At 64.0% G+C, this 25,552-nt stretch carries 29 protein-coding genes; 19 read left to right on the plus strand and 10 right to left on the minus strand.

Translation table 11 applies throughout. The features are described from left to right. The first annotated feature begins 1 nt into the window (after position 1). From hyi to ftsH, 6 genes are all read left to right on the plus strand, one after another. Positions 2-781, plus strand: coding sequence for a hydroxypyruvate isomerase (gene hyi, locus ABC383_RS27495; RefSeq protein ID WP_413019111.1), 780 nt, complete (start codon positions 2-4; stop codon positions 779-781). A 56-nt stretch (positions 782-837) separates the two neighbouring features. After that, complete coding sequence (gene glxR, locus ABC383_RS27500) at positions 838-1,731, plus strand: 2-hydroxy-3-oxopropionate reductase (protein WP_413019113.1); 894 nt, start codon at positions 838-840, stop codon at positions 1,729-1,731. Between the two features lie 116 nt (positions 1,732-1,847). Beyond that, the gene (locus ABC383_RS27505; RefSeq protein ID WP_413019115.1) at positions 1,848-2,204 is read left to right on the plus strand and encodes a hypothetical protein; all 357 of its coding nucleotides are present in this window, start codon (positions 1,848-1,850) and stop codon (positions 2,202-2,204) included. Positions 2,205-2,406: 202 nt separating this feature from the next. Next, positions 2,407-2,622 (plus strand): hypothetical protein, encoded by a 216-nt coding sequence (locus ABC383_RS27510; RefSeq protein WP_413019116.1) that lies wholly within the window; start codon positions 2,407-2,409, stop codon positions 2,620-2,622. A 258-nt stretch (positions 2,623-2,880) separates the two neighbouring features. Continuing rightward, on the plus strand, positions 2,881-3,162 hold the full coding sequence (locus tag ABC383_RS27515; protein WP_413019117.1) for a hypothetical protein: 282 nt from the start codon (positions 2,881-2,883) through the stop codon (positions 3,160-3,162). A gap of 531 nt (positions 3,163-3,693) precedes the next feature. After that, complete coding sequence (gene ftsH / locus ABC383_RS27520; protein WP_413019119.1) at positions 3,694-5,568, plus strand: ATP-dependent zinc metalloprotease FtsH; 1,875 nt, start codon at positions 3,694-3,696, stop codon at positions 5,566-5,568. An 84-nt stretch (positions 5,569-5,652) separates the two neighbouring features. Here ftsH and ABC383_RS27525 read toward each other — a convergent pair whose 3' ends face one another. The 4 genes from ABC383_RS27525 to ABC383_RS27540 form a co-directional block, all read right to left on the minus strand. After that, positions 5,653-6,249: a UbiX family flavin prenyltransferase gene (locus ABC383_RS27525; protein ID WP_413019120.1), complete on the minus strand. Its 597-nt coding sequence runs from the start codon at positions 6,247-6,249 to the stop codon at positions 5,653-5,655. Positions 6,250-6,297: 48 nt separating this feature from the next. Next, positions 6,298-6,723, minus strand: coding sequence for a universal stress protein (locus ABC383_RS27530; RefSeq protein WP_413019122.1), 426 nt, complete (start codon positions 6,721-6,723; stop codon positions 6,298-6,300). A 79-nt stretch (positions 6,724-6,802) separates the two neighbouring features. After that, positions 6,803-7,543, minus strand: a complete 741-nt coding sequence (locus tag ABC383_RS27535; protein ID WP_413019124.1) for a TerC family protein — start codon at positions 7,541-7,543, stop codon at positions 6,803-6,805. 221 nt (positions 7,544-7,764) lie between these two features. Then, positions 7,765-8,289 (minus strand): Lrp/AsnC family transcriptional regulator, encoded by a 525-nt coding sequence (locus ABC383_RS27540; RefSeq protein ID WP_413019126.1) that lies wholly within the window; start codon positions 8,287-8,289, stop codon positions 7,765-7,767. Between the two features lie 178 nt (positions 8,290-8,467). Here ABC383_RS27540 and hppD point away from each other — a divergent pair, with 178 nt between their 5' ends. From hppD to ABC383_RS27560, 4 genes are all read left to right on the plus strand, one after another. Further along, positions 8,468-9,544 carry a 4-hydroxyphenylpyruvate dioxygenase gene (hppD, locus tag ABC383_RS27545; RefSeq protein WP_413019128.1) on the plus strand — a complete coding sequence of 359 codons (1,077 nt, stop codon included), beginning with the start codon at positions 8,468-8,470 and terminating at the stop codon, positions 9,542-9,544. A 373-nt stretch (positions 9,545-9,917) separates the two neighbouring features. Beyond that, positions 9,918-10,241 (plus strand): 4a-hydroxytetrahydrobiopterin dehydratase, encoded by a 324-nt coding sequence (locus ABC383_RS27550; RefSeq protein ID WP_413019129.1) that lies wholly within the window; start codon positions 9,918-9,920, stop codon positions 10,239-10,241. Between the two features lie 22 nt (positions 10,242-10,263). Beyond that, entirely contained in the window at positions 10,264-11,139 is an 876-nt protein-coding gene (gene phhA, locus ABC383_RS27555; RefSeq protein ID WP_413019131.1) for a phenylalanine 4-monooxygenase, read from the plus strand. Between the two features lie 41 nt (positions 11,140-11,180). Further along, entirely contained in the window at positions 11,181-11,885 is a 705-nt protein-coding gene (locus ABC383_RS27560; RefSeq protein WP_413019132.1) for an SDR family oxidoreductase, read from the plus strand. Between the two features lie 203 nt (positions 11,886-12,088). On the opposite strand, the gene ABC383_RS27565 is transcribed toward ABC383_RS27560, so the two are convergent. Together ABC383_RS27565 and ABC383_RS27570 are read right to left on the minus strand one after the other, a co-directional pair. Beyond that, the gene (locus ABC383_RS27565) at positions 12,089-12,895 is read right to left on the minus strand and encodes a substrate-binding domain-containing protein (protein ID WP_413019134.1); all 807 of its coding nucleotides are present in this window, start codon (positions 12,893-12,895) and stop codon (positions 12,089-12,091) included. A gap of 44 nt (positions 12,896-12,939) precedes the next feature. Further along, positions 12,940-13,929 (minus strand): Bug family tripartite tricarboxylate transporter substrate binding protein, encoded by a 990-nt coding sequence (locus ABC383_RS27570; RefSeq protein WP_413019136.1) that lies wholly within the window; start codon positions 13,927-13,929, stop codon positions 12,940-12,942. Between the two features lie 182 nt (positions 13,930-14,111). On the opposite strand from ABC383_RS27570, the gene ABC383_RS27575 reads away from it, so the two are divergent. Both ABC383_RS27575 and ABC383_RS27580 read left to right on the plus strand, forming a co-directional pair. Next, positions 14,112-15,020, plus strand: a complete 909-nt coding sequence (locus tag ABC383_RS27575; protein ID WP_413019138.1) for a LysR family transcriptional regulator — start codon at positions 14,112-14,114, stop codon at positions 15,018-15,020. Between the two features lie 325 nt (positions 15,021-15,345). After that, positions 15,346-15,558 carry a hypothetical protein gene (locus tag ABC383_RS27580; protein ID WP_413019140.1) on the plus strand — a complete coding sequence of 71 codons (213 nt, stop codon included), beginning with the start codon at positions 15,346-15,348 and terminating at the stop codon, positions 15,556-15,558. 104 nt (positions 15,559-15,662) lie between these two features. Here the strand turns inward: ABC383_RS27580 and ABC383_RS27585 are convergent, their stop codons facing one another. Beyond that, the gene (locus ABC383_RS27585) at positions 15,663-16,130 is read right to left on the minus strand and encodes an Lrp/AsnC family transcriptional regulator (RefSeq protein WP_413019142.1); all 468 of its coding nucleotides are present in this window, start codon (positions 16,128-16,130) and stop codon (positions 15,663-15,665) included. Between the two features lie 242 nt (positions 16,131-16,372). On the opposite strand from ABC383_RS27585, the gene ABC383_RS27590 reads away from it, so the two are divergent. Further along, positions 16,373-17,350 (plus strand): tripartite tricarboxylate transporter substrate binding protein, encoded by a 978-nt coding sequence (locus ABC383_RS27590; RefSeq protein ID WP_413019143.1) that lies wholly within the window; start codon positions 16,373-16,375, stop codon positions 17,348-17,350. A gap of 262 nt (positions 17,351-17,612) precedes the next feature. On the opposite strand, the gene ABC383_RS27595 is transcribed toward ABC383_RS27590, so the two are convergent. The 3 genes from ABC383_RS27595 to ABC383_RS27605 are packed head-to-tail and all read right to left on the minus strand — an operon-like array spanning position 17,613 to position 20,273. Next, the gene (locus ABC383_RS27595; protein ID WP_413019144.1) at positions 17,613-18,137 is read right to left on the minus strand and encodes a gamma carbonic anhydrase family protein; all 525 of its coding nucleotides are present in this window, start codon (positions 18,135-18,137) and stop codon (positions 17,613-17,615) included. A 4-nt stretch (positions 18,138-18,141) separates the two neighbouring features. Continuing rightward, positions 18,142-19,311 (minus strand): CaiB/BaiF CoA transferase family protein, encoded by a 1,170-nt coding sequence (locus ABC383_RS27600; RefSeq protein WP_413019145.1) that lies wholly within the window; start codon positions 19,309-19,311, stop codon positions 18,142-18,144. Positions 19,312-19,328: 17 nt separating this feature from the next. Further along, complete coding sequence (locus tag ABC383_RS27605; protein WP_413019147.1) at positions 19,329-20,273, minus strand: hydroxymethylglutaryl-CoA lyase; 945 nt, start codon at positions 20,271-20,273, stop codon at positions 19,329-19,331. A 142-nt stretch (positions 20,274-20,415) separates the two neighbouring features. On the opposite strand from ABC383_RS27605, the gene ABC383_RS27610 reads away from it, so the two are divergent. The 6 genes from ABC383_RS27610 to ABC383_RS27635 all read left to right on the plus strand — a co-directional run bounded on the left by ABC383_RS27610 (position 20,416) and on the right by ABC383_RS27635 (position 25,220). Beyond that, positions 20,416-21,318, plus strand: coding sequence for a LysR family transcriptional regulator (locus tag ABC383_RS27610; RefSeq protein ID WP_413019148.1), 903 nt, complete (start codon positions 20,416-20,418; stop codon positions 21,316-21,318). 777 nt (positions 21,319-22,095) lie between these two features. After that, positions 22,096-22,518: a hypothetical protein gene (locus ABC383_RS27615; RefSeq protein ID WP_413019150.1), complete on the plus strand. Its 423-nt coding sequence runs from the start codon at positions 22,096-22,098 to the stop codon at positions 22,516-22,518. An 81-nt stretch (positions 22,519-22,599) separates the two neighbouring features. Continuing rightward, complete coding sequence (locus ABC383_RS27620; RefSeq protein WP_413019151.1) at positions 22,600-23,052, plus strand: type IV pilin protein; 453 nt, start codon at positions 22,600-22,602, stop codon at positions 23,050-23,052. Positions 23,053-23,060: 8 nt separating this feature from the next. Beyond that, the gene (locus tag ABC383_RS27625) at positions 23,061-23,555 is read left to right on the plus strand and encodes a GspH/FimT family pseudopilin (RefSeq protein WP_413019153.1); all 495 of its coding nucleotides are present in this window, start codon (positions 23,061-23,063) and stop codon (positions 23,553-23,555) included. Beyond that, entirely contained in the window at positions 23,552-24,133 is a 582-nt protein-coding gene (gene pilV, locus ABC383_RS27630) for a type IV pilus modification protein PilV (protein WP_413019155.1), read from the plus strand. Before ABC383_RS27625 ends, pilV begins: the two co-directional genes overlap by 4 nt. A gap of 673 nt (positions 24,134-24,806) precedes the next feature. Continuing rightward, on the plus strand, positions 24,807-25,220 hold the full coding sequence (locus tag ABC383_RS27635) for a PilW family protein (RefSeq protein ID WP_413019338.1): 414 nt from the start codon (positions 24,807-24,809) through the stop codon (positions 25,218-25,220). Positions 25,221-25,552 lie beyond the last annotated feature (332 nt).

The following is a 25,552-nucleotide window of genomic DNA, read 5'->3' on the forward strand; positions in this document are numbered from 1 at the left end:
AATGACAAGACTCGCAGCCAACCTGACGATGCTGTTCAATGAATATCCCTTCATGGACCGCTTCGAAGCTGCCGCCCGCGCGGGCTTTCGCGGCGTCGAATTTCTGTCGCCCTACTCGTTCCACATCGACCAGCTGGCCGACAAGCTCGCGCTGTACCAGCTTGAACTGGTATTGCACAACCTGCCGTCCGGCGACTGGGACGCCGGCGAGCGCGGAATCGCCTGCCATCCCGACCGGGTCAGTGAATTCCGCGAGGGTGTGGACGAAGCCATGCTTTATGCCCGCGGGCTCGGCGTGAAGCAGGTGAACTGCCTGCTTGGCATCACGCCGCCAGGTGTGCATCGGGAGCAGGCGCACGAGACCGCGGTGGACAATCTTAGCTATGCGGCCGGCAAGCTCCAGGAAGCCGGAATACGCCTGCTGATCGAGCCGATCAATACCTTCGACATTCCGGGCTTCTTCCTGTCGCGCACCGCGCAGGCGGCCAAGCTGATTCGCGACACCGGCTCGGATAATGTATTCATTCAATATGACATCTACCACATGCAGCGGATGGAAGGCGAGCTGATCAACACCATGCAGGCCAACCTGCCGCTGATACGCCATGTGCAGCTCGCGGACAACCCCGGACGTTTCGAGCCCGGCACCGGTGAGATCAATTACCGGGTGGTGCTGTCGAGGCTGGATGCCATGGGTTACGACGGCTGGGTCGGATGCGAATACAAGCCCAGGGCGGGCACCCTGGAAGGCCTGGGCTGGCGCGCCGAACACGGCCTGTGACCCTCGCTGCACGAACGGGACGGATTGCATACTGAACACGAACACGGAGAATGAGCATGACAAAAATCGGATTCATCGGACTGGGCATCATGGGCGCGCCAATGGCGGCCAACCTGCAGGCTGGCGGGCACAAGCTTTACCTGCACGACAGAAAGAATCCGCCGGCCTCACTGATCGAAGGCGGCGCAACGGTGTGCACGTCGGCTACCGAGGTGGCCAAGCGCGCGGACGTCATCATCGTGATGGTGCCGGACACGCCGCATGTGGAAGCGGTACTGTTTGACGAGGACGGCGTGGCCAAGGGCCTTACGCCGGGCAAGATCGTTGTGGACATGAGCTCGATCTCGCCGATCGCCACCAAGACCTTTGCCCAGCGCATTAATGCCTTGAGCTGCGAATACCTCGATGCACCGGTGTCGGGCGGCGAGGTCGGCGCAAAGGCGGCGACGCTGACCATCATGGTCGGCGGTTCGAAGGAGGCATTCGGCATCGTCAAGCCGCTCTTTGAACTGATGGGCAAGAACATCACGCTGGTCGGCGGCAACGGCGACGGCCAGACAACCAAGGTTGCCAACCAGATCATCGTGGCGCTGAATATCCAGGCGGTGGCCGAAGCGCTGCTGTTCGCGTCCAAGGCCGGCGCCGACCCGGCCAAGGTGCGCGAGGCCCTGATGGGCGGCTTTGCCTCCTCGCGCATCCTGGAAGTGCATGGCGAGCGCATGGTCAAGCGCACCTTCAATCCGGGCTTCCGCATCGAGCTGCATCAGAAGGACCTGAACCTGGCACTGCAGGGCGCCAAGGCCCTGGGCGTCTCATTGCCCAATACCGCGACTGCGCAGGAGCTAATGAATTCCTGCGCCGCGCATGGCATGAGCGGACTCGATCACTCGGCCCTGTGCCAGGCCATTGAAATGATGTCGAATCATCAGATTGCGCAATCGCAGTCCTGAGCCTGCATCGCGGACGGGGTGCAGGCAGCCCCCGTCCGCCGCCTACCCATCCCCGTGCAGTCTCGACCTCGTTACGCAAAGCAGGTAGCATTTGCGGACAACAGGAGACACGCTGCATGAGCGACAACAATGAACCCACATTCGAGACGGTCAATGTCTCGCATGAAGAATTCCGCGCCGGACTTCCCCATGGACGCTTTCGCGTCATCATCAACCCGGCGCTCGCCCCCAAGTATGTTCAGCATCGGCTCTGGATCAAGCTTTTGCTGCTGCCGGTGCTGGGCATTGGCGTGGCGCTCGGCATTTCCGGCTACCTATGGGCTGGCCTAGGTCTCGTGCTGATTGGCGTGCTGATTCCAAGACTCATACGCAGGCGTGCCCCGGAGTTGCTTCTGCATCTCGCCACGCGGGACAAGAATATTTATCGGGAAGCAATCGAGTACGAGATCATGGAAGTGCGGGCCAGGGCATAGGCTCCAAAGGCACTATCGAGAAGGTAACAATAAATTATTAACCCATAGTTAATGCATAATTTCCTGTCGCTAATGATTGCTGGAAAGCTTCACCGGATATACAACAGTGAGCGCGTTTCAGTGCCATGTTTGGCGCGTGTACGCTGGCGGGGATTCATGAAAATCGCTATTCTGTTTAAAAGCGTTTTTACCCGGATCTGGCATGAACACAAATGAGACCGTTGCTGTTTTCCCCTTTGCCGACCACCGCGTGATCGACGAAGTTGACGACGACATCTATGACGCGCAATTGAGCGATGACGAAATACTGATGGCTTTCCTGAGCGATGGCTGCGACCTCGACGGCACGCCCCTGCTGATGTTGAACGAGCAGGGCGTACTGCCCCGCACCGACGACAGAATGCCTACTCTGCACTGACTTGCCGCCGGCGACCTGCCTGCCAGGCGCCGGCTATACCAGAAACGGTTGTCACTGCCGCGCAGCCGAACAGCCGACTGCAATGCCCACGTTTGATAAGGCATTGCGCTTGCATCATCTTTAATTTAATAACGCCAACGGTTGCTACACCCAGCTGGCGGGAGACAAACGAACCCCACAGGCTGCCTCAATCCGCTTGCTCTGGCCATGTGCGCTCGACGCCCTGGCCTGGTTCGTTGCGATTCTAAGGAGACTGATGTGAACAGAGCTTCGGTTGTACTTGAGGATGATGTCCGGTTTCTCCAGCTGCTGGCCGAGGTTCGCGCCAGGATCGATTCGGCCGGCTGTGCAGACAGGCTGGATGCGAAGGCCTGGCTGGAACGCTGGCTGGTCACGCCCAATCCCGCATTCGGAGGCGCACTGCCGCGCGATGTCTACCGTATCCGGAAGGAAAGCGCGGTCGCACCACCCGATGTCGCTGCCGAACTGATGGGGCGGCTGGAAAGGGAATCGTTCCAGGTATCGCCAAGGCATTGGTAAGCCTGCAAGCGCTGCCTGAAGCAACTCCCCACCGATCCGCGCGCTGCAACGGCGCCATCCAGTGCAACACGGCGGCTGGCATCGAAATCGGTGGCCGTTGGCCATTCTGTCGGCCAGCATTCGGGTCCACCTTCGCGCTCGCCCACGAAGCATTTTTCCGAATTGGCGCGTCTTTTATAAAAAGACCAATGCTTTTTCCGTTAATTGGCATCTAAAACGCATAAAAGTCAGCGTAATCGCTCTTTAAATTGCGGGTAGCGACCACAGATCAAAGCATACGGCGCAAATTCTGGTGTAATTGCGGTGTAACGACGTCGACCAAGGGCACGGTGTTGCTTGCCAACCGGGCCACTGACGCGGGTCGACATGTTTTGCAGCGCTTTTTTCGAAGGTATCTCGCTGAAAACATCGGTTTTAAAAGGGGCTTCATTCCCTTATGGTGCGTGTATTGGCAAGTGCCTGGGCTCATACCGTCTTTCATGACGGCGTGCCTTGGGAAAGCCGGTAAATTATTTACGACAAGGAATCCGAGTGAATAGAAATTACTCTCAAGGCGCGATATGGGCAGCGATCATGTTCATGCTGGTCATCGCGTTTGGCCAGATCGACAGCGATGAAAAGGTCGGCGCCGGCAAGGCCACGCCTTATTCGGAGATGCTGGCCCAGATCAAGGCAGGCAATATCAAGGAAGCCACTATCGAGGGCCGCAAGATTACCGCGGTGACCAACAGCGGCGCGGTGCTGCGTTCCACCACGACGGAACTGGACCGTGGCCTGATCGGCGACCTGATGAACAACGACGTGAAGTTCGATGTCAAGAATCCGGAACCGCCTTCCTTCCTGGCCCAGATCTTCATTTCCTGGTTCCCGATGCTGCTGCTGATCGGCGTCTGGATCTTCTTCATGAAGAAGTCGCAGGGCAAGGGCGGCATGGGCGGCATGCTGTCGGTAGGCAAATCCAAGGCCCGCATGCTGGATGAGAAATCAAACCAGGTGACCTTTGCCGACGTGGCTGGCTGCGATGAGGCGAAGGAAGAGGTCGGCGAAATCGTCGACTTCCTGCGCGACCCCAGCCGCTTCCAGCAGCTCGGCGGCCATGTGCCACACGGCGTGCTGATGGTTGGCCCGCCGGGCACCGGTAAAACCCTGCTGGCGAGGGCGATTGCAGGCGAGGCGCGGGTGCCGTTCTTCACCATCTCGGGCTCCGACTTCGTCGAGATGTTCGTCGGTGTCGGCGCTTCCCGGGTGCGCGACATGTTCCAGAATGCCAAGCAGCATGCGCCCTGCATCATCTTCATCGACGAGATCGACGCCGTTGGCCGCCAGCGCGGCAATGGCATGGGCGGCGGCAATGACGAGCGTGAGCAGACGCTGAACCAGATGCTGGTCGAAATGGACGGCTTCGAGCCCAACTCGGGTGTGATCGTGATCGCGGCGACCAACCGCGCGGACGTGCTGGACAAGGCGCTGCTGCGTCCGGGGCGTTTCGACCGCCAGGTGATGGTCGGCTTGCCGGACATACGCGGACGCGAGCAGGTGCTGAACGTGCACATGCGCAAGGTGCCGATCTCCAAGGACGTGCAGGCCCATGTGCTGGCCCGCGGCACGCCGGGTTTTTCCGGCGCCGAGCTGGCAAACCTGGTGAACGAGGCAGCCTTGTTTGCGGCACGCCGCAACAAGCAGATCGTCGACATGCAGGACTTCGAGGACGCCAAGGACAAGATCATCATGGGTCCGGAGCGCAAGTCGGCCGTGATGCGCGAGGAAGAGCGCCGCAACACGGCTTACCACGAGTCCGGCCATGCCGTGATCGCCGCCCTGCTGCCGAAGGCGGACCCGGTCCACAAGGTCACCATCATGCCGCGTGGCTTTGCCCTGGGCCTGACCTGGCAGCTGCCCGAGCATGACCGCGTCAACATGTACAAGGACAAGATGCTGGAAGACATCGCCATCCTGTTCGGCGGGCGCATCGCGGAAGAGTTGTTCATGCACCAGATGTCGACCGGAGCTTCCAACGACTTCGAGCGTGCAACCAAGCTGGCGCGCGCAATGGTGACGCGCTATGGCATGTCCGAGGCGCTGGGCACCATGGTGTATGTGGACGACGACCAGGGCATGGGCGGTATGTCCGCGCCCAGCATTTCCGAGGAAACCCAGCAGAAGGTGGACGAGGAAATCCGCAGCATCCTGGACCGCCAGTACGCTCTGGCCCGCAGTCTGCTGGAAGCCAATCGCGAGAAAGTGGAAGTGATGACCAACGCGCTGCTGGAATGGGAAACCCTGGATTCCGACCAGGTGAAGGACATCATGTCCGGCGGCGAGCCGCGTCCGCCGAAATACGGCGTGCCGGAGAAGCGACAGTCCACTTCCGGCCCGATCGCACCGAGCGCGCCTGCCACCGTCTAAGGCACGCAAGCCTGCACAGGCAAATTAAAAACCCCGCCTTCCTTACCGGAGGCGGGGTTTTTTCATGGGGGTTTTCCTGCGCGATCAGGCAACGGTGTCGCTGCCCGGATTCCAGCGCCGCACCGCGCCCGACTCGATGCCGAACAGGTCGAGCACCCGTCCGACGCTGTGGTCGACCATCTCGTCGATCGATGCCGGCCTGGCGTAAAAGGCCGGCACCGGCGGGCTGACGATGGCGCCGGCTTCGGTGACTGCCACCATGCTGCGCAGGTGGCCTAGGTGCAGCGGGGTTTCCCTCAGCATCAGCACCAGGCGGCGCCGTTCCTTGAGGGTCACGTCGGCGGCGCGGGAGAGCAGGCTGCCGGTGATGCCGCTGGCGATTTCCGACAGGGTCTTGATCGAGCACGGCGCGATGACCATGCCGCTGACGCGAAACGAGCCACTGGCAATGGCGGCGCCGATATCGGTATTGGAATAGGTGACGTCGGCCAGGGCCTTGACCTCGGCAACGCTCAAATCGGTTTCATGGGTGAGGGTGAGCTGGGCGGACTTGCTCATGACCAGATGGGTTTCCACGCCCAGCGTTCGCAGCATCTGCAGCATGCGTACGCCGTAAATGACGCCGGAAGCGCCGCTGATGCCTACGATGAGACGAGCGGGTTCGGGCGGGCTGGCTTGCATGGCAATCTCCGGTGATGCGGCCGGGAAACCGGCCGCTGCGGCGGGATTTTACTTCACCAGCACAACCGGCACTTCCGACAGGTGAATGATCTTGCTTGCCACCGAGCCGACCAGCAGGCTGCCGATATTGCCGAGGCCGCGATTGCCGATCACGATTTCGTCGCAGCCGTTCTCGCGCGCGAAGCGGGAAATCACTTCAGCCGGCTCGCCCACGAACAGGTGCTCGGTATGGGCAATGCCGGCGCCGTCCAGCAGGGCTTGCGCAGGCGCCAGCGCCTTCGTGCCTTCATCGTGGTGATACTGCTTGACCTGCGCTCCGTTGATGAAGGAGGCAACGGTGCCATGCAGCGGATACTGCACATTGACCAGCGACACCTGGTACTGGTCCTTGGCCGCGGTGGCGCGCTTGATGAGGTAGGAAACGGCGCGCAGGGCATTTTCCGATCCGTCTATGGCCAACAGTATTTTCAGCATCGATCTTCTCCGCAGTAGTGAGTCGTTACAAGCAAGGAAAGGCGTGCTGTCGCACGCCTTGTCATGTTCTTACGTTGTCTTACTTGTTGCCGGAACTGGCGGAAGGCTTGTCGTGCGATGCAGCCAGGTCTTCCATTGCCGGGACGCGGGCCTGGGCGCGCGCCGCCAGCATCTTGCCGACAACGACCACCAGTATCGCACCCACTACCGGTCCGATCCAAGTGGCGGTCGGCATGTTGGCGGCAACCCAGTCCTTGGTGGCGACGTCGGTGACCACCATACCGCCGGCGATCCAGCCCAGCAGGGCGCCGCCCAGCACGATGACGATGGGAAAGCGGTCCATCAGCTTGATCACCAACTGGCTGCCCAGCATGATGATCGGGATGCTCAGCAGCAGGCCGAAGATGATCAGGAATTTGCTGTCGCCGGCGGCGCCTGCAATGGCGATCACGTTGTCCAGGCTCATGACCGCGTCGGCCACGATAATGGTCTTGATGGCCGCGGCAAGCGTGGTGCCGGCTTCGATGTTATGGCCATCTTCCTGCTCGGGCAGCAGCAGCTTGATGCCGATCCAGAGCAGGAGGGCAGCACCGACCAGCTTCAGATAAGGCACGGCGAGCAGGGTGACTGCGAACAGGATCAGCACGACGCGCAGGCCGATGGCGCCGGCCATGCCCCAGATGATGCCGAGCTTGCGCTGGCGTTCGGGGAGACGGCGGCATGCCAGTCCGATGACCACGGCGTTGTCGCCGCCGAGAACGATATCGATGGCGACGATCTGCAGCACCGCCATCCAGAATGCGGGATTGGTGAAGTCCATGTTTGCTAGCCTGACTGTTAAGGGTTGGAGGAGGATGGCGCGATGCCGGAAGCACCGCCGCGCGGAAGCGCCGCTCCAGCGTGCGCCAGGAGCCAATGGGGCCGACTATAGCACTAGACAACATCAGTTTTTTCGAGAGGTTTCTGCGGAAAAAGCGTAGTTTTACCGTAACCGCTCCTGTTTAAGCCTGTTTATGTTTAGGCAAGGCCACCGTCCTCCGGCTACCCCTGGCTTGAATAAACCAGCTTCGGACTGGCCTGTTCCGGCTGCTTGATATGGTCCAGCGGCAGCACATGCGTCTGCTTGATCTTCTTGAGCGCGATGTTGGATTTCACGTTCGCCACCCCCGGCAGGCGCAGCAGGCGCTTCATCATGAAGCTGGAAAACGAGGCCAGGTCGGGCGCCAGCACGCGCAGCACATAGTCCGCCTCGCCCGTCACGGAAAGGCATTCCAGCACTTCCGGCATGTCCGCCACCGCGCTTTCGAATGCCTCGCTGCGCGCTTCGCCATGCCGCTCGAGGGTCACCGAGGTGAAGGCGATCACGCCCAAGCCAAGGATGTCCGGGTCGAGTATGGCGGCGAACTGGCTGATCACGCCGGATTCTTCGAGGCGCTGGATGCGGCGGCTGACCTGCGATGTCGACAGGTGAACCTTTTCCCCGAGCGCGCTGTTGGTGGCCTTGCCGTCGCGCTGCAGGCTGGCCAGCAATTCGACATCGAATCGGTCTACGGTGATTGTCGTCAAAATTTCTCCTGAATATCAATAATGGCGCGAAATTTGTGCATCAACAAGCCAATATAGCAGCAAAATTGCGCAAAAAATGCGCGGTATACATCCTACACTTATGGGATTGATCGCCGCCGCCGGGCATGCGCAAAAACCGTCGCGCCCGACCGACCAACTCTCTTTTCAGGAAACCGCCATGTCCGATCTGTTTGACAATCCCATGGGCCTTATGGGCTTCGAATTCGTCGAGTTCGCCTCGCCCACGCCGAATGTGCTGGAACCGGTATTCGAGATGATGGGCTTCACCAGGGTTGCCCGGCATCGTTCCAAGGATGTGGTGCTGTACCGGCAGGGCGAGATCAACTTCATCATCAACAACGAGCCCAACAGCATCGCCTCGTATTTCGCAGCGGAGCACGGTCCGTCCGCCTGCGGCATGGCGTTTCGCGTGAAGGATGCGCACAAGGCCTACAAGGCAGCGCTGGCGCTCGGCGCCCAGCCGGTGGACATTCCGACCGGACCGATGGAGTTGCGGCTGCCTGCGGTCAAGGGCATCGGCGGCGCGCCGCTTTACCTGATCGACCGTTACGAGGAAGGCAAGTCGATCTATGACATCGACTTCGAATTCCTGGAAGGCGTGGACCGCCATCCGCGCGGCCACGGGCTGAAGCTGATCGATCACCTGACGCACAATGTCTATCGCGGCCGCATGTCGTACTGGGCCGGCTTTTACGAGAAGCTGTTCAACTTCCGCGAGATCCGCTACTTCGACATTTCCGGCGAATATACCGGCCTGACGTCCAAGGCGATGACCGCGCCCGACGGCAAGATCCGCATTCCGCTGAACGAGGAATCGAAGCAGGGCGGCGGCCAGATCGAGGAATTCCTGATGCAGTTCAACGGCGAGGGCATACAGCATATCGCCCTGATCACCGACGACCTGGTGTCGACGCTGGACCAACTGAAGATGGCCGGCGTGCCGCTCAATACCGCGCCGCCGGCGACCTATTACGAGATGCTCGAGAGCCGTCTGCCGGGCCACGGCGAGCAGGTGTCGGAACTGCAGACCCGCGGCATCCTGCTCGACGGCAGCACCACGGGCGGCGAGAAGCGCCTGCTGCTGCAGATCTTCTCGCAGCCGGTGCTTGGCCCGGTGTTCTTCGAGTTCATCCAGCGCAAGGGCGACGAGGGATTCGGCGAAGGCAACTTCAAGGCGCTGTTCGAATCGCTGGAACGCGACCAGATCCGCCGCGGCGTGCTGGAAGTGCAGTAGCCCGGCATGCCGCCAGCCTGAACGCGCCTTCGGGCGCGTTTTTTTTTGCCCGCCGCCTTGGACGCGAGGGCAGCCCGTGCCAGCCTGGCATGGCAGGAGGCAGGCGCAGGCCGCAGCCGGAATCCTGCGTGGAAACGCGTTAATGGGAGGGCGAAGGAAAAATCTTCCGGCATTCATCCATTGCAGGAATGCGCCGCACTCTGCGGCAGGATTTACGGAAGAAGCGGGAATAATATTCCGGTATGCCTGGCATATGATTTTGCTTGCTGCCCGGCCTGCAACGCCGGGCCGGAAAACGGATCTGACAACGAATCCCAATGCATGCGCACGACGCCAATACCGGCGCCGCCGTTTTGCCCGACAAGGAGGCACCATGGAAAAACTCGATTCGACCCGCGCCGCGTCCCTGCTGGCGACATTGCCCGACTGGACGCACGATAGCCAGCGCGACGCCATCAGCCGCACCTTCCACTTCCGGGATTTCCCGCAGGCCTTTGCCTTCATGACGCAGCTGGCAATCATGGCGGAAAGGCGCAACCATCATCCCGAGTGGTCCAATGTCTACAACCGGGTGACCATTACCTACACTACCCACGACGCCAATGGCCTGACGCAGAACGACATCGACCTCGCAGCCTATGCCGACGCGGTCCATGCCGGCTTCGCCGCGCAGCCGCAACCGCTCAAGGGCGCCTGAACGCAGCCCGTCAGAGGAGACCATGACAATGGAAACGATGGAGCAAGCCGTTGCAGCCCAGCCGCAGCGGGCCGACTGGGTGATAGACCAGGGCTGGGAACACTACACCGCGCAGGAACACGCCGTCTGGAAGACCCTGTTCGAGCGGCAGACCGCCTTGCTGCCCGAGCGGGCCTGCGATGAGTTCGTCGCCGGCATGCGCGCGCTGCCGATCGGCGCGGACCAGATTCCGGATTTCCGCGCATTGAGCGAGGTGCTGATGCGGCATACCGGCTGGCAGGTGGTGGCGGTGCCAGGCCTGGTGCCGGATGAAGTGTTCTTCGAGCATCTGGCCAACCGGCGCTTTCCCGCCGGCCAGTTCATACGCCGCGCCGACCAGCTCGATTACCTGCAGGAGCCGGACATCTTCCATGATGTGTTCGGCCACGTGCCGATGCTGATGAACCCGGTCATCGCCGATTACATCCAGGCCTACGGCGAGGGCGGACTGAAGGCACAGAAGCTTGGCGTGCTGGACCAGCTGGCGCGGGTTTACTGGTACACCGTCGAGTTCGGACTGGTGCAGCAGGGCGATGGCTTGCGCATCTACGGCGCAGGCATTGCCTCCTCCCATTCGGAGTCGCTGTTTGCGGTGGATGATCCGTCGCCCAACCGCATCGGCTTCGACCTGCAGCGGGTGATGCGCACCCGCTACCGCATCGACGACTTCCAGGAAAGCTATTTCGTCATTCCCAGCTTCGACGCGCTGCTGGACCTGGCGAAGATCGATTTCGCGCCGTTGTACGAGGCCGTGCGCGGCCAGCCCGAACTGGAGCCGGGCACCGTGCTGCCCAGCGACCGCGTGCTGGTCCGCGGCACGGGCGCCTACCATCGCGCCAGGCGCGGCGCAGGCGCGTGACGGCAGCGGCATGCCGTCCCATCATTCATCGAGGAGACCCCATGGACCACAGTAATCAGACCGTGCTGGTGACAGGCGCGGGAGGCAATCTCGGCCGCGCGCTGGCACACCTGTTTGCCCGGCGCGGCGCCCGGCTGGTATTGCTGGAGCGCGACGCCGCGCATCTGCGCCAGCTATATGGCGACGACAATGAGCGCCAGATGCTGCTGGCAGCCGACCTGCTTGTGCAAGGCCAGGTCGATGCCGCGGTCAGCGCAGCGCAGGAACGGTTCGGCGGCATCGACGTGCTGTGCAATATCGCCGGCGGTTTCCGCATGGGGCCGCCGGTGCATGAAACGCCGGACGAGGACTGGGACTTCCTGTTTAACCTCAACACGAAAAGCGTGGTGCATGCGGTGCGGGCGGTGGTGCCGGGCATGATTGCCGCGGGCGGCGGCAGGATCGTCAGCGTCGCCGCCAATGCCGCGCTCAAGGGCGTGGCGGGCATGGCGGCCTACTGCGCGTCCAAGGATGCGGTGATCCGCATCACCGAGGCCATGGCTGCCGAACTGAAGGACAAGGGAATCAATGTGAACTGCGTACTGCCCAGCGTGATCGACACGCCGGAAAATCGCGCCGCCATGCCCGATGCGGACCCCGGACGCTGGGTCAGCCCCGATGCGCTCGCCGAGGTGATCGCCTTTCTGGCATCGGAGGGCGCCCGCGCCATCAATGGCGCGGCGATCCCGGTAGTGGGGCGGGGATAGGCCTGAAATGCTAGCCTAGAGCCTGTTATGAACCTCAGGACGGTGCCTGGAAGCCGCCATAACTGGCCATCTGCGGCGTTGCGGCTCCTCGCCGTAACTCGTTACTGCCTCGTCGCCGCGCCTTGCATCTAGCCAGTTCTGACAGCTCCCAGACACCTTCCGAGATCCATAACAAGCTCTAGTCTCCGGCCCGGGAAAACGACTTACTTGCCGGCGGCAGCCGGCTCCAGCCCGCTGTCGCGGATGGTGGCATGCGCTTCACCGGAAGCGAGGAAACGGATCAGCTCCTGCGCGCCTTTCTCGTTTTGCGCACCCTTGACGATGCCGGCGGAAAATACTGTCACCTTCTGCGCTTCCGCCGGGATCGGGCCGACGATGGTGATGCCCTTGATCGGCTTCAGTTCGCTCAGCTGCTGGAAGCCGATCTCGGCGTCGCCGCGCGCCACCACCTTGCCCACCGGCTCGGCGGGGATCATGCGGCTCTTGTCCTTGACCTGCTCTTCCACGCCCAGCTTCTTGTACATCTGGCTGGAGATGTAGACGCCGCTGGCGCTATCCGACACCGCGATGGATTTCGCGTTCAGCACCGCCTTTATCAGATCGTCCCTGGTCTGCAGCGGCGGCACTGGCGCGCCTTCCCTGACGGCCATCGCAATGACGGAGCGGACCAGATCGGTGCGGGAGGCGGGCAGCACCCGGTTCTGCTCGATCAGCTGGCCCAGGGCCGAGTCGGCGAGGATGACCACATCCGCCGCTTCGCCGCGCGCCAGGCGGTTGGGAATGGCCTGCGGCGTCGTGCCCATCGACGGCCCGTGCACGGTGACGACCTTGTAGCCGTGGCCGGCTTCGAACTGCGGCACCAGCGCGTCATAGGCGGCGCTGAAGCCGCCCGAAATCATCACCTTCACTTCCTGCGCCGCCTGGGCATGGGCCGGCGCCGTCGCCAGCGTCGAGGCCAGCAGGGAAAACGCCACTGCCTGGCGCAGGCCCTTCACCATGGTACGGATCATTTGTCTGTCTCCCGTTATCGTTCGTATCGAGCAGGTGCCCGGATTTATTGCGGTTCGATCTTGGCGGCCTTGATCACATTGGCCCAGGTCACGGTTTCCTGCTGGATCAGCTTGGCGAAGTCTTCCGGGCTGCCGCCGCCCACTTCGGCGCCGGTGTCCTCGATGCTTTTCTTCACGTCGGGCGCAGCCAGGATGGCATTGACCTCCTTGTTGAGCCGGCTGACGATGGCGGCCGGCGTGCCTGCGGGCACGACCAGGCCCTGCCAGTTATAGGAGACGAAGTTCTTGACGCCGGCTTCCTGCATGGTCATCACGTCCGGCGCCACCGCCAGGCGCTTGTTGCTGCTCACAGCCAGCGCCTTCAGTTTGCCCGAGCGCAGGTTGGGCAGCGCCGAATAACCCATTTCGAACATCAGCGGCAGATGGCCAGCCAGCAGGTCGGTGGTGGCTGGCGCGCCGCCCTTGTAGGGAACATGGGTAAGCTGGATGCCGGCCAGCATGTTGAACATCTCGCCCGACAGGTGATGCGCGCCGCCAACGCCGGACGAGGCGAAGGTCAGCTTGCCGGGATTGGCGCGGGCCTTGGCGATCACGTCGGCCACGCTGGAAAAGCCCGAATCGGGCTGGGTCGTCAGGAACAGCGGCGCCTTCTCGATCAGCACCACCGGCTGCAGGCTCTTCGCCACGTTGTAGGGCACGGTCTTCATCAGCGTCGGATTGACTGCCAGCGGCGCGAGATTGCCCATGCCTATCGTATTGCCGTCCGGCGCCGCCTTGGCCACGAAGTCGGTGCCGATCACGCCGCCGGCGCCCGGCTTGTTGTCGACGATCACATTCGCGCCGAGAGCGTGTCCGAGCCTGATCGCTATCTGGCGTGCGCGCAGGTCGGCGAAGCCGCCCGCCGCATAGGGCACCACCAGCCTGATCGGCTGCTTGCCCGGCCACTGGTCGGCGTGCGCGGACGGCATGGCGCCAATGGCTGCAACGACGGCAAGGAGGCCGGCGTAAAGGGTGAGTCGCTTGCTTGGATTCATGATGAGCCTGGAAAATTTGACGTGGGCGGTTATGCCTGCCTGCCATAGCCGTATTGCACATGCCGATGGCCAATATCCGTGCCCGGCATGAGGGCATATGCGTTGTGCAGGCGGAACGAGGGCGCATCATGCACAATGTGCATTGATAAGTAAATTGATTAATTCTCATAAATTCATGCACGATGCGCATCGCTCTCCAGATTGATGAAATCATTGCCTTCCTCCGTATCGCCGAGAAGTCCAGCTTCAAGGCGGCAGCCGAGGAACTGTTCGTTTCGCAGCCGGCGTTGAGCCGCCGCATCGAACGGCTCGAAGCTGCCATTGGCGCCCAGCTGCTGGAACGCACCACGCGCCGCGTCTCGCTGACCAGGGCAGGGGAACAGTTTCTGCCGCATGCGCAGGCGGCGCTGGAAGCGCTGGAACTGGCCATGCGCAGCGTGTCGGAAACCACGGTCCAGCGCGGCGCGCTGGTGACGGTGGCTTGCGTGCCCACCGTGGCGTCACACCTGCTGCCTTCGGTGCTGAAGGCCTTCTCGTCCGCCCATCCGAATGCGAGGGTGAAAATGATCGACGAGGGCGCGGCGCAGGTGCTCGACAGCGTGGTGTCGGGCATTGCCGATTTCGGCGTCAGCTTCACCGGCGCGCAGGAGGCCGATATCGAGTTCGAAGGCATACGCAGCGAGCAGTTCCGGCTGGCGGTGCCGCGCGGACACCGGCTGGCGACCCGGTCCGCCGTCAGCTGGGATGACCTGGCGAGCGAAAGCTTCATCGCCGTGGCGGGCACCAGCGGCAACCGTGCCCTGATCGACAATGCGCTGGCCAAGGCGTCCAAACGACCGGCGATTTTCTACGAGGCCAGCCACATCGCCGGCGCCATGGCCATGGTCAGGGCTGGCCTCGGCGTGGCCGCGGTGCCCGGCCTGGCCTTCGCCGGAGACACCTATCCCGACCTGGCGAGCATCGCGCTGCACGGTCCGCGCATCAGCCGGACCATGGGGCTGATCAAGCGCAAGGGCAGCCAGCTGCATCCGGTCGCGGCCGCACTGATGGACATGCTGCGCTCGGCCCTGGCGCGTGCGGATGCAGGATGACGCGACCGGGCTGGCGTATCCAACTTCACACTCTTGGCTTTTTTGAAAGCCGCAAGCAGAGCAGCAGCTTGTTGCAGATCATTTATCGTTAGGTTTTTTACAATGGACAGGGCCCGCAAGCGCCCTGGCTTTGATCCTGATCAAGCTCGCTGCGTACTGCCGAGCAGCCGTTTGCAACTGATGATTCCCTAAGGGTCAAACCAGGCACCTTTGCCGTGGCGTGGCGGTCTGCGCCGTTTTTCACCGAAGAATCAGCGGGTGTCCGCAAGGGTGCGCCCGTTGCTCTGCATGCCTACACCTTTGCATAACCATCAAGGAGAAAGACATGACCCATAGTGCTGGACACCGAGGCTATAAAGTGGCGGCTGCGGCTGCAAGCAAGGACGATGAACTGTATGGCAGCAGCTACCGCGCTGAAATGGAAGATGAGTCCATGCCCAACGGCATGACCACCAGGAGCCTCAATAAACAGCAGAGTTCCGAGAACCGTTCGGCCAGGCCGGACCGTGGAACCAAGGGCCGTCAGAACAACCGATAAGGCATAAGCAGCAAACGCGGCGCCTGCTGCCACCACGTGGCAGCGCGCCGCTGAAGCCCGCCGTGGATCCCAGGCCAGTCCTGTCCACGACGGGTTCGGGGCGATCAAAACGGCAGCGCCGTATCGCTCTTGACCTCGCGCAGCGTCACGCTGGTGCTGACCTGCGCCACGCCATCAAGCCGGAACAGCACGTTGTGCAGGAAGTCGTGATAGGCGTCCATGTCCGCCACGACGATCTTGACCAGGTAATCCGACGTGCCGGTGGTTTCGTAGCAGTCTACGACCTCGGGCCGCATCTTCATCGCCGCCTCGAAGTTGGCCACCACGCCTTCCGCATGCCGCGCCAGCGAGATGCTGGCATAACAGCAGACATCCAGTCCCACCTTGCGCCGGTCGACGATGGCCGCGTAGCGCTTGATATAGCCCTGTTCCTCCAGTTCCTTCTGGCGCCGCCAGCAGGGCGTGGTGGACATGCCCAGCTTGCCGGCCAGTTCCGCCACCGAGATCCGGCAGTTTTCCTGCAAGGCGCGCAGGATCTTTCTTGCGCTTGCATCGAGAGAAAAGTTTTCCACGGGGAGCAATGTCGATGTCATGTCTATGGACGATGGCCCGGACCCTAACATCGTTCCGGCCGGCTTGTCCATGGCGCAGGAATTCCGGGCCGGAACCGGAAGGCTGCCGAGATATCACTTGCCTGCCTTTGGGGAATGTTCAAGAATCGCCTCCACCGATAAAACCGACCCCTGCGCCGCACGCTGTGCGCCGCACCGCATCAGGCGCAACAGCGGGGTCCATTCCCTCACGGAGACACGACATGAACACTTGCAATCCGAAGCGGCGCGCCACGGCCGCCGCGCTGGCCCTTTCCCTGGTTTTCCCGGCGCTGCCGGCCCTGGCCGACGGCAGGCCGGTCAGGATGATCGTGCCCAATGCGCCCGGCTCCAGCGTGGACGCGCTGGCGCGCACCATAGGCAATCCGCTGGCCAAACTGCTGGGCCAGCCGGTGGTGATCGAGAACCTGCCAGGCGCAGGCGGCGTGACCGGCACCAGCCAGATCGTGCGCGGCGCCAGGGACGGCAGCGTGATCGGCATGGTGTCGAACAACCATGCCGTCAATCCCAGCATCTACAAGTCCATGCCGTTCGATACGCTGAAGGACATCAAGCCGGTCTCGGTGGTCGGCGGCTCGCCGTTCGTGCTGGTGGCGCATCCCTCGGTGGCGGCGAAGGACGTGAAGGAACTGATCGCGCTGGCCAAGAGGAAACCGGGCGAACTCAATTACGGCTCGTCGGGCAATGGCACCATCCTGCATCTGGCGGCGGAAGCCTTCAAGAGCGAAGCCGGCGGCCTGGATATCAGGCATGTGCCCTACAAGGGCACCGGCCAGCTGACCACCGACCTGCTCGGCGGCCAGGTGCAGCTGGCGGTGCTGGGCGTGACCGGCGTGGCCCAGCACATCAAGGCCGGCAAGCTGCGCGCCATTGGCGTGACCACCAAGGCCCGCTCGGCCATCCTGCCCGATGTGCCGACGCTGGCCGAGCAGGGCCTGCCCGACTACAACATGGAAGGCTGGATCGCGCTGATCGCGCCGGCCGGCGTGCCGCAGCAGGTGGTGGACAAGCTGTATGCGGACGTGCGCAGTGCGCTGCAGACCAGGGAAGTGCAGGAAGCGATGGCGCAGCAGGGCATGACGCCGCGCGGCACGACGCCCGAGGCCACCGCGCAGTTCTTCCAGCAGGAAGTGGCGCGCTACGCGAAGATCGTCAAGGAGTCGGGCGCCACGATGGAGTGAGGGGAAAGGCGCATTGCCCGGCCAGGGCAATGCCTGGTTGAAGTGCGGCTGCCGTCGCATTCGCCTCATCGCATGGTGCCGGCTCATCAGGAGCCGGCACCATGTTTTTTGGAGCGCGCTCACAGGCGCATGCCTGTCTTGCTTTGCCGCTGGCGATGATGAGGATGATGGGAAATTCGTGGGCGCATCACCCGCAGGGCGTAGTGCCATTGGACGTTGAACGGGAGGGCAAGCTCGGCCCTTGCCGGTTTGCCGCCAGCTCCTAGCCGATGCGCTTCAACGCCTTCCGGTAGTAAGCGCCCTTTTCCGCATAATCGGCCGCATTGCGGCGCAGGTCGGCGATGGCTTCGGGCGTCAGTTCGCGCACCACCCTGGCCGGGGTGCCGATGATCAGGCTGTTGTCGGGGAAGACCTTGCCTTCGGTGACCAGCGCGCCGGCGCCGACCAGGCAGTTGCGGCCGATGACGGCGCCGTTCAGGATCACCGCCTGTATGCCCACCAGCGTGCCTTCCTGCACGGTGCAGCCGTGCAGCATGGCCTGGTGGCCTACCGACACATGCTCGTGCAGCGTCAGCGGGAAACCCGGATCGGCATGCAGCACCGCGCCTTCCTGGATATTGCTGCCGGCGCCTATCGTGATGGGCTCGTTGTCGCCGCGCAGCGTCGCGCCCGGCCACACGCTGGCGCCGGCTGCCAGGCGCACGTCGCCGATCAGCGTGGCTTCATCGGCCACGAAGGCGTTGCCGTCGATCTGCGGCGCGCGCTCGCCGATGCTGTATATCGCCATGTGCTTATTTCCCTTCGCCCTTGCTGCCGCGGCCGATGGTGGCCAGCACTTCCTCGGTGTGTTCGCCGATCCGGGGCAAGGCCTGGCGCACGCCGGGGCGGCGGCCGCCCATCAGGAGCGGCAGCAGCACGACGTCGGTGCTGCCGCCTTCGTCGGTCTGCATCGGCGCCAGGCCGCCGCTGGCCTTCAGGTGCGGGTCCTGCAGCAGCTGGTCCGGGCGCACGATGGGCGCGTAGGGCAGGCCGGCCGCTTCCAGCTTCGCCGACAGTTCATCGATGCGGTGGCTGGCGACGATTTCGCCGAGCTGCGCCAGCAGCTGCGGCCGCACCGCCACCCGCTGCGCATTGGTCGCATACTCCGGCACGTCCAGCAGGTCGCTGCGCTCCATCAGCTGGCACAGGGTGCGGAACTGCTTGTCGCTGACGGCGCCGATGAACAGCTGGTCGCCGCCGGCCAGCGTGAACACGTCGTAGACGCTCCAGGCCGAGACCCGCGACGGCATCGGCGGCGGCGCTTCGCCCGTCATCGAGTACTGCTGCATGTGCTGGGACGCGAGGAACACGCAGTTCTCGAACAGCGCGCTCTGGATCTCCTGGCCGCGGCCGGTGCGGTCGCGCTCGCGCAGCGCCGCCATCACGCCGATGGCGCCGAACATGCCGCCCATGATGTCGTTGACCGAGGTGCCGGCGCGCAGCGGACGGCCTTCCGGCCCGGTCATGTAGGACAGGCCGCCCATCATCTGCACCACTTCATCCAGCGCCAGCCGCTTTTCATACGGGCCGGGCAGGAAGCCCTTGTGCGACACGTAGATCAGGTGCGGATACTTCGCCGACAGCGTGGCGTAGTCCAGGCCCAGCGAGGCCATCATGCCGGGCCGGAAGTTCTCCAGCATCACGTCGCAGCCGCCGATCAGCTCGACCGCCGCGGCCAGGCCTTCGGGCTGGCCGATGTCCAGCACCACGCTCTTCTTGTTGCGGTTGAAGCTGCGGAAGAAGCCGATGCCCAGGCCCGGCAGCTTGCGGGTCTTGTCGCCTTCCGGCGGCTCGATCTTGATCACTTCGGCGCCGAGGTCGGCCAGGATCATGCCGCAGGTCGGCCCCATCACCATGTGAGTGAATTCGATCACGCGCAGCCCGGCCAGGGGCAGGGCGGCGGCGGTATTGGTGTCGTTCATTGCTTGCTTCCTTGTCCTTATGCCGCGCGTGCGGCCTGGTGGGTGTCGAATGTCTGCGGCAGGCCGGCGCGCCACAGCGTGCCGTGCAGCGACTGGCCTTCCAGCCAGCCGGCCACGTCGGCGCGCAGCGCCAGCAGCGCGGGCAGGTCGATGCCGGTGTCCAGCCGCATGCTGGCCAGCATGTAGGCCAGGTCTTCGGTGGCGGCGTTGCCGGACGCGCCCGGCGCATGGGGGCAGCCGCCGATGCCGGCCAGCGAGGCGTCGAAGCGGTTCACGCCGGCTTCCAGCGCGGCATACACATTGGCCAGCGCCATGCCGCGGGTGTCGTGGAAATGGCCGCACCAGAGGCGCTCGCCGGCGATTTCCACCGCCTTGCCGAACAGCTCGCGCACCATGCGCGGGTCGGCATAGCCGACGGTGTCGGCCAGGCTGACGCGGTCGGCGCCGGCGTCCAACAGGGCCTGCATCAGGCGCAGCACTTCCTCGACCCTGACCTCGCCCTGCAGCGTGCAGCCGAAGGCAGTGCCGACGCCGCCCTCGATGAGGGTCTTTGCGCCGGCGGCGTCGCGTGCGGCGCGGATCTTCGCCACTTCGGCCACCACTTCGTCCGGTGTCTTGCGCAGGTTGGCCAGGCTGTGCGCATGGCTGGCCGACAGCGGCACGATCATCAGGTCGGCGCCGCCTTCGATGGCGCGCTCTGCGCCCTTGTAGTTGGGCACCAGCACCGAGGCCGACAGGCCGGGCAGGGTGCGGGCATAGGCCAGCAGCTCGGCGGTGTCGGCCAGCTGCGGCAGCAGCCGCGCCGGCACGAAGGAGCCGACCTCGATTTCACGCACGCCGGCCTCGTATTCGCGGCGTATCCATTCGATCTTGCGTTCGGTGGGCAGGACGACGGCAATGCTCTGCAGGCCGTCGCGCAGGCCGACTTCGCGCACGGCGACGCGCTGGGGTAACTGGCTCATGGGGTTGTCCTTGGCTGGGAGGGGCCGCATGGCGCGGCCTCCGGATGACTGGATTCTAGAGATTCGCATCCGGATCACAAGTGGTATATTGCCAGCCTTCAGATTCCATTCTGGAATCTCAGCCGGGATACTGGAGACCGCCATGCGCGATATCGACATCAAGACGCTGCGCCTGCTGGTGGCGGTGTGCGACCTGCAGAACATCAAGCGCGCCGCCGTCCAGGAGCATATCGAGCCGTCGGCCATCAGCAAGCGCATCGCCCAGCTCGAAGCCACGCTCGGCACGCCGCTCCTGGTGCGCAGCCGCCGCGGCGTACAGCCCACGCCGGCCGGCGTGGCGCTGCTGGAGCATGCGCGCACCGTGCTCTTCACAATGGAGCGCATGGAGAGCGACATTGCCGCCTTCAGCGGCGGCGTGCGCGGCCATGTGCGGCTGGTGGCCAGCGCCTCGGCGATTGCCGAAGCGCTGCTGGACGATGTCGCCGCTTTCATGCGCGAGGAATCCAACCGCAACGTCAAGGTGGACATCGAGGAGGCGCTGTCGCGCGATATCGTGCTGGCGGTGCGCGACGGCCGCGCCGCGCTCGGCGTGTTGTGGGATACCGCCGACTTCGAAGGCCTGCAGCGGCGCCCTTACCGCCGCGACCAGCTGGCCCTGGCGGTGCAGGCTGGCCACCCGCTGGCCGGGCGCGGCAGCATCGCCCTGTGCGAGACCCTGGACCTGGAGCACGTGGGCCTGCAGGCCAATTCCGCGGTGCACCGGATGCTGCAGCGCGCCGCGGCCCAGGCTGGCGGCAACCTCGATTACCGCGTGATCGTGTCCAATTTCGATGCCGCCTTTCGCGCCGTGGCGGCGGGTCTGGGCGTAAGCGTGATCCCGATGCAGGTCGGCTCGGTCTATGCCGCGTTCGCCAATGTGACGCTGGTGCCGCTGACGGACAACTGGGCCAGCCGGCGCTTCGCGGTCTGCCTGCGCGACGAGGCATTGCTGCAGCCGGCGGCGCTGCGGATGCTGGAATACCTTGCCGCCATGGCGGATGGCTGATCTGTCCGGGCGATGGTTTTCGTGCCTTCGGCCATGAATCGTGAAGCGCTGTTTTTTTGTTGTGGCGGAGGTGCTGGCGATAGAGGTTGTCTTTATGGGGCTGTTGCCTTTGAAGTACGCGCAGCGACAGTTGCGGTTGCGGTTGCAGTTGCCTTTGCCTTTGCCTTTGCAGTGGCAGTTGCAGTTGCAGTTGTCGTTGCATTTGACGTTGGGGTCCCCGTCTGTGTACCGCCGTGTCGGCGGTGCCCGGAGCGGGAAAAGGTGCGGCGTCTGTTTGAGCCAAGCTTTGCTTGGCGAGTTTAGCCGCGCCCCGCTCCGGGCATCGACGGCACGGGAACCCCGCGCAGCGGGGCGGCACAGTCGGGGTCGCCTTTTTTGGTTACTTTTTTGGCGAAGCAAAAAAGTGACTCGCCCGCCGGGGCGAACACCCGGCCTGGTCATGACGGTAGTGTGATCGTGTTGTTTCACCCGCCGTAAAGACGTCACTGCGAAGCAGCAGTTGCTTTTGAAGTTCGAAGTTTGAAGTTTGAAGTTTGAAGTTTCAATTAGAACGTCAACTTCAATATCGACAGTGCTGCCCGGGCGTTGCCGGGTGACGCAACGCGATTGCACTGCCGTGGAGACAAGCCGGGAATCCGTCCCGGCGGCCGGGTCACTTTTTTGCTTCGCCAAAAAAGTAACCAAAAAAGGCGACCCGATGATCGCGCCCCCGCTGCGCGGTGGTTCCCGTGCCAGCGGTACCCGGAGCGGGGCGCGGCTAAACTCGCCAAGCAAAGCTTGGCTCAGACAGACGCCGCACCTTTTTCCGCTCCGGGTACCGCTGACACGGCGCGCTCAACGGGACTTCACGGCAACTGCAACTGCAACTGCAACTGCAACTTCAACGGCAACGGCAACGGCAACTGCAACTGCAACTGCAACTGCAACTGCAACGGCAACGGCAACTGTCGCTACGCGTGCCTGCAACGGCAACTGCAGCCCGCGCACCGCGCAACCTCCACCCAAACCGTCATCGCACCATCCGCCTATCCCGAAACCCTCGATCACGTCCCCTTCCTCGCCGATCGCGGTGCCACGCCCTCCGGCCCCTCCACCCAGCCGATCGTGCCCATGGCGACATCACGCAAGCCAGGCAAACCCCGGACTGCCTGCGCCTCGCCATTCACCGCTTTCCGACACTTCCCCCCTATTTCTCGTTGAAGAGTACGCAACTATTGCGCGCTTGGCCTTTATCTGGTGTATATTTCCGCAAATAAACAATGACGTAGAGAAACATTTATCATGGCCCAGCTCCCTCGCCGCCGACCAGCCCACCGCGCCCGCATGCCGCACGCGGGCTTTACGCTGATCGAGCTGCTGATTGCCATGGTGATCGCCGGCATCCTTGCCGCCGTCGCCTATCCGTCCTATATGCAGCACACTGTCAAGGCGCGCCGCGCCGCCGCCGAGAGCTTCATGCTGGAGCTGGCGAGCCGGCAGGAGCAGTACCTGCTCGACGCCCGGCGCTATGCCGACAGCAATACCGCGCTTGGCGTGAGCACGCCAACCGAGGTCGCTTCCTATTACACCGTGGCCGTGACCGCCGACAATGCGCAGACCCCGCCGACCCATGTCGTCACCGCCACCCCCATCGGCAGCCAACTGAGCCAGGACGGCAAGTGCGGCACGCTGACCTACACCCAGGCCGGCGTCAAGGGCAAGAGCGGCACCGGCTCGGTGGCGGACTGCTGGTAGGCGCAACCATGACGGCTGCCATCTTCCCCGGCCAGTGCAAGCCCGCGCCGCGCCGTGCGGACGGCGGCTTCACGCTGATCGAGCTGATGATCACCATCGTGATCGCCGGCATCCTGGCGGCGGTGGCGCTGCCTTCCTATCGCAGTTTCGTCTCGGCCCAGCGCATCAAGACCGCGGCCTTCGACCTCACCGCCGTCTTGTACCACGCGCGCAGCGAGGCCCTGAAGCGCAATGCCGATGTCACCGTCAGCGCCGCCACCGGCGGCTGGCAGAACGGCTGGACCATGACCGTCGGCGCCACCGTGGTCAGCAGCCACGAGGCATTTCCCGGCCTCGCCGTCACCGCGGCGGCCGACAGCCTGGTCTATCGCGGCAACGGCCGCCCGGGCACCAGCACCGCCTCGTTTTCCCTGAGCGCCAGCGGCGCTGCCGCCACGGCCAGCCGCTGCATCACCGTCAGCCTCGGCGGGTTGCCGGCCAGCCGCAGCGGAGCCTGTTCATGAGCGCGCCGCGCGGCTCGCGCCTCCAACGCGGCTTCGGCATGATCGAGGTGCTGGTCACGATGTTCATCCTGCTGACCGGCCTGCTCGGCCTGGTCAAGCTGATGGCACACAGCCAGCGCGGCGAGATGGAGTCCTACCAACGCGGCCAGGCGCTGGTGCTGCTGCAGGACATGGTGGGCCGCATCAATGCCAACCGCACCGCCGCCGGCTGCTATGCCATTACCGACGCCGCCGCCGGCACGCCCTACATTGGCACTGGATCGTCGACGCTGCCAGCCTGCTCGCTGGGCACGGTGCAGGCCTATACCACCGCCAACAGCGATCTTGCCGCCTGGGACAACCTGCTCAAGGGCGCGGCCGAAACCAGCAGCGGCAACCTGGTAGGCGCCATGATCGGCGCCCGCGGCTGCGTCACCTATACCGCCGCCACCGGCGTCTACCTGGTCAGCGTGGCCTGGCAGGGCCTGGCCGACAGCGCCGCGCCGGCGGCCAGCCTCAACTGCGGCGCCGGCCTGTACGGCAGCGAAGCCAAGCGGCGCGTGGTCAGCGCATCGCTGAAGATCGCCAACCTCAATTAAATGCACGCCGCCATGACCGCCACCTTCACCGAGACCCGCCTTCCCCTGGCCCGCCGGCGGCAGCACGGCCTGTCGCTGGTGGAACTGATGGTCTCCATCGTGATCGGCCTGCTGCTGCTGGCCGGCATCAGCTCGCTGATCGCGGCGCAAAGCGGCGCCCGCGGCGAACTGGAGAAGTCGGCCCGGCAGATCGAGAACGGACGCTATGCACTGACCCTGCTGCAGGAGGAGATCCAGCATGCCGGCTACTTCGGCCAGTTCTCCGGCGCGATGACGGCGCTGTCGGCATTGCCCGCGCTGCCCTGCAACAGCGCCGCCAATGCCGCCACCCTGACGCTGCTGCAATCGTCGCTGGCCATGCCGCTGCAGGGCTATAACGCGCCGGCCACGGTGCCGACCGAGCTGGCCAACTGCCTGCCCGCCGCCAATTTCGTGGCCGGCACCGACATCCTGGTGGTGCGCCGCGCCGAAGCGACCAATTCGCCGGCCACGGTGGCCACCGCCCAGGCGGGACAAATCTACCTGCAGACGACGCCGGATGCCCTGAAGACCGGCGTCGGCCCCGACCCCACGCCGGCCACGCCCACGGTCTACACCCTGGTCCAGAAGAACAACACCACGCCGGCCGAGCTGCGCCGCTACGTCGCCCGCATCTTCTACATCAGCCCGTGCAATGTTCTATGCGGCCGGCGCCACCGCCTGCACCGCCGGCGCCGACAATGGCCGTCCGGTGCCCACTTTGAAGCGGCTGGACCTGGGCGTGTCGGGCGGCGTGGTGGTCGCCACCGAGACAGCGCTGGTCGACGGCATCCAGAACATGCAGCTGGACTATGGCGTGGCAAGCGCCACCAGCGCCGTGCCGGGCGACACCTACGCGACCGCGCCGGCGGTGGCCGACTGGCCCAATGTGATGGCGGTGCAGGTCAACCTGCTGGCCCGTTCCAGCGAAGCCAGCGCCGGCAAGGTCGACGCCAAGACCTACAGCATGGGCGTGGCCGGTTCGGTCGGCCCGTTTTCCGATGCCTACAAGCGCCATGTCTATACCGCCCTGGCGCGCGTGGTGAACCCGAGCAGCCGGAGGGAATGATGGCGCCGTCAACCCGACCCGACACCGCGCGCCGGCAGCAGGGCGCCACCCTGCTGGTCGGCCTGATCATGCTGGTGGTGCTCACGCTCCTGGTGGTGTCGGGCATACGCACCAGCAACGCCAACCTGAAGATCGTCGGCAATGTCCAGGCCCGGGACGAGGCGGCGGCCCAGGCCCAGCGGGCGCTGGAAGACATGCTCAGCGACGTCAACAATTTCTATACGCCGGTGCAAAAGAACCTGTCCGTCGATGCCGACGGCGACGGCAGCGCCGAGTACACCGTGGTGGTGTCCGCGCCGGTATGCCTGAAGCTGGTGACCGTGGACGGCTAC

The organism is Noviherbaspirillum phoenicis (genome assembly GCF_047237965.1).
Classification (GTDB): domain Bacteria; phylum Pseudomonadota; class Gammaproteobacteria; order Burkholderiales; family Burkholderiaceae_D; genus Noviherbaspirillum_A.

Bases quoted from the DNA above. Each gene is read 5' to 3' on its own strand.
- hyi (WP_413019111.1), top strand. From the start codon at position 2: ATGACAAGACTCGCAGCCAACCTGACGATGCTGTTCAATGAATATCCC.
- glxR (WP_413019113.1), top strand. From the start codon at position 838: ATGACAAAAATCGGATTCATCGGACTGGGCATCATGGGCGCGCCAATG.
- ABC383_RS27505 (WP_413019115.1), top strand. From the start codon at position 1,848: ATGAGCGACAACAATGAACCCACATTCGAGACGGTCAATGTCTCGCAT.
- ABC383_RS27510 (WP_413019116.1), top strand. From the start codon at position 2,407: ATGAACACAAATGAGACCGTTGCTGTTTTCCCCTTTGCCGACCACCGC.
- ABC383_RS27525 (WP_413019120.1), bottom strand. From the start codon at position 6,249: ATGCAAGCCAGCCCGCCCGAACCCGCTCGTCTCATCGTAGGCATCAGC.
- ABC383_RS27530 (WP_413019122.1), bottom strand. From the start codon at position 6,723: ATGCTGAAAATACTGTTGGCCATAGACGGATCGGAAAATGCCCTGCGC.
- ABC383_RS27535 (WP_413019124.1), bottom strand. From the start codon at position 7,543: ATGGACTTCACCAATCCCGCATTCTGGATGGCGGTGCTGCAGATCGTC.
- hppD (WP_413019128.1), top strand. From the start codon at position 8,468: ATGTCCGATCTGTTTGACAATCCCATGGGCCTTATGGGCTTCGAATTC.
- ABC383_RS27550 (WP_413019129.1), top strand. From the start codon at position 9,918: ATGGAAAAACTCGATTCGACCCGCGCCGCGTCCCTGCTGGCGACATTG.
- phhA (WP_413019131.1), top strand. From the start codon at position 10,264: ATGACAATGGAAACGATGGAGCAAGCCGTTGCAGCCCAGCCGCAGCGG.
- ABC383_RS27560 (WP_413019132.1), top strand. From the start codon at position 11,181: ATGGACCACAGTAATCAGACCGTGCTGGTGACAGGCGCGGGAGGCAAT.
- ABC383_RS27565 (WP_413019134.1), bottom strand. From the start codon at position 12,895: ATGATCCGTACCATGGTGAAGGGCCTGCGCCAGGCAGTGGCGTTTTCC.
- ABC383_RS27570 (WP_413019136.1), bottom strand. From the start codon at position 13,929: ATGAATCCAAGCAAGCGACTCACCCTTTACGCCGGCCTCCTTGCCGTC.
- ABC383_RS27575 (WP_413019138.1), top strand. From the start codon at position 14,112: ATGCGCATCGCTCTCCAGATTGATGAAATCATTGCCTTCCTCCGTATC.
- ABC383_RS27580 (WP_413019140.1), top strand. From the start codon at position 15,346: ATGACCCATAGTGCTGGACACCGAGGCTATAAAGTGGCGGCTGCGGCT.
- ABC383_RS27590 (WP_413019143.1), top strand. From the start codon at position 16,373: ATGAACACTTGCAATCCGAAGCGGCGCGCCACGGCCGCCGCGCTGGCC.
- ABC383_RS27595 (WP_413019144.1), bottom strand. From the start codon at position 18,137: ATGGCGATATACAGCATCGGCGAGCGCGCGCCGCAGATCGACGGCAAC.
- ABC383_RS27600 (WP_413019145.1), bottom strand. From the start codon at position 19,311: ATGAACGACACCAATACCGCCGCCGCCCTGCCCCTGGCCGGGCTGCGC.
- ABC383_RS27605 (WP_413019147.1), bottom strand. From the start codon at position 20,273: ATGAGCCAGTTACCCCAGCGCGTCGCCGTGCGCGAAGTCGGCCTGCGC.
- ABC383_RS27610 (WP_413019148.1), top strand. From the start codon at position 20,416: ATGCGCGATATCGACATCAAGACGCTGCGCCTGCTGGTGGCGGTGTGC.
- ABC383_RS27620 (WP_413019151.1), top strand. From the start codon at position 22,600: ATGGCCCAGCTCCCTCGCCGCCGACCAGCCCACCGCGCCCGCATGCCG.
- ABC383_RS27625 (WP_413019153.1), top strand. From the start codon at position 23,061: ATGACGGCTGCCATCTTCCCCGGCCAGTGCAAGCCCGCGCCGCGCCGT.
- pilV (WP_413019155.1), top strand. From the start codon at position 23,552: ATGAGCGCGCCGCGCGGCTCGCGCCTCCAACGCGGCTTCGGCATGATC.
- ABC383_RS27635 (WP_413019338.1), top strand. From the start codon at position 24,807: ATGTTCTATGCGGCCGGCGCCACCGCCTGCACCGCCGGCGCCGACAAT.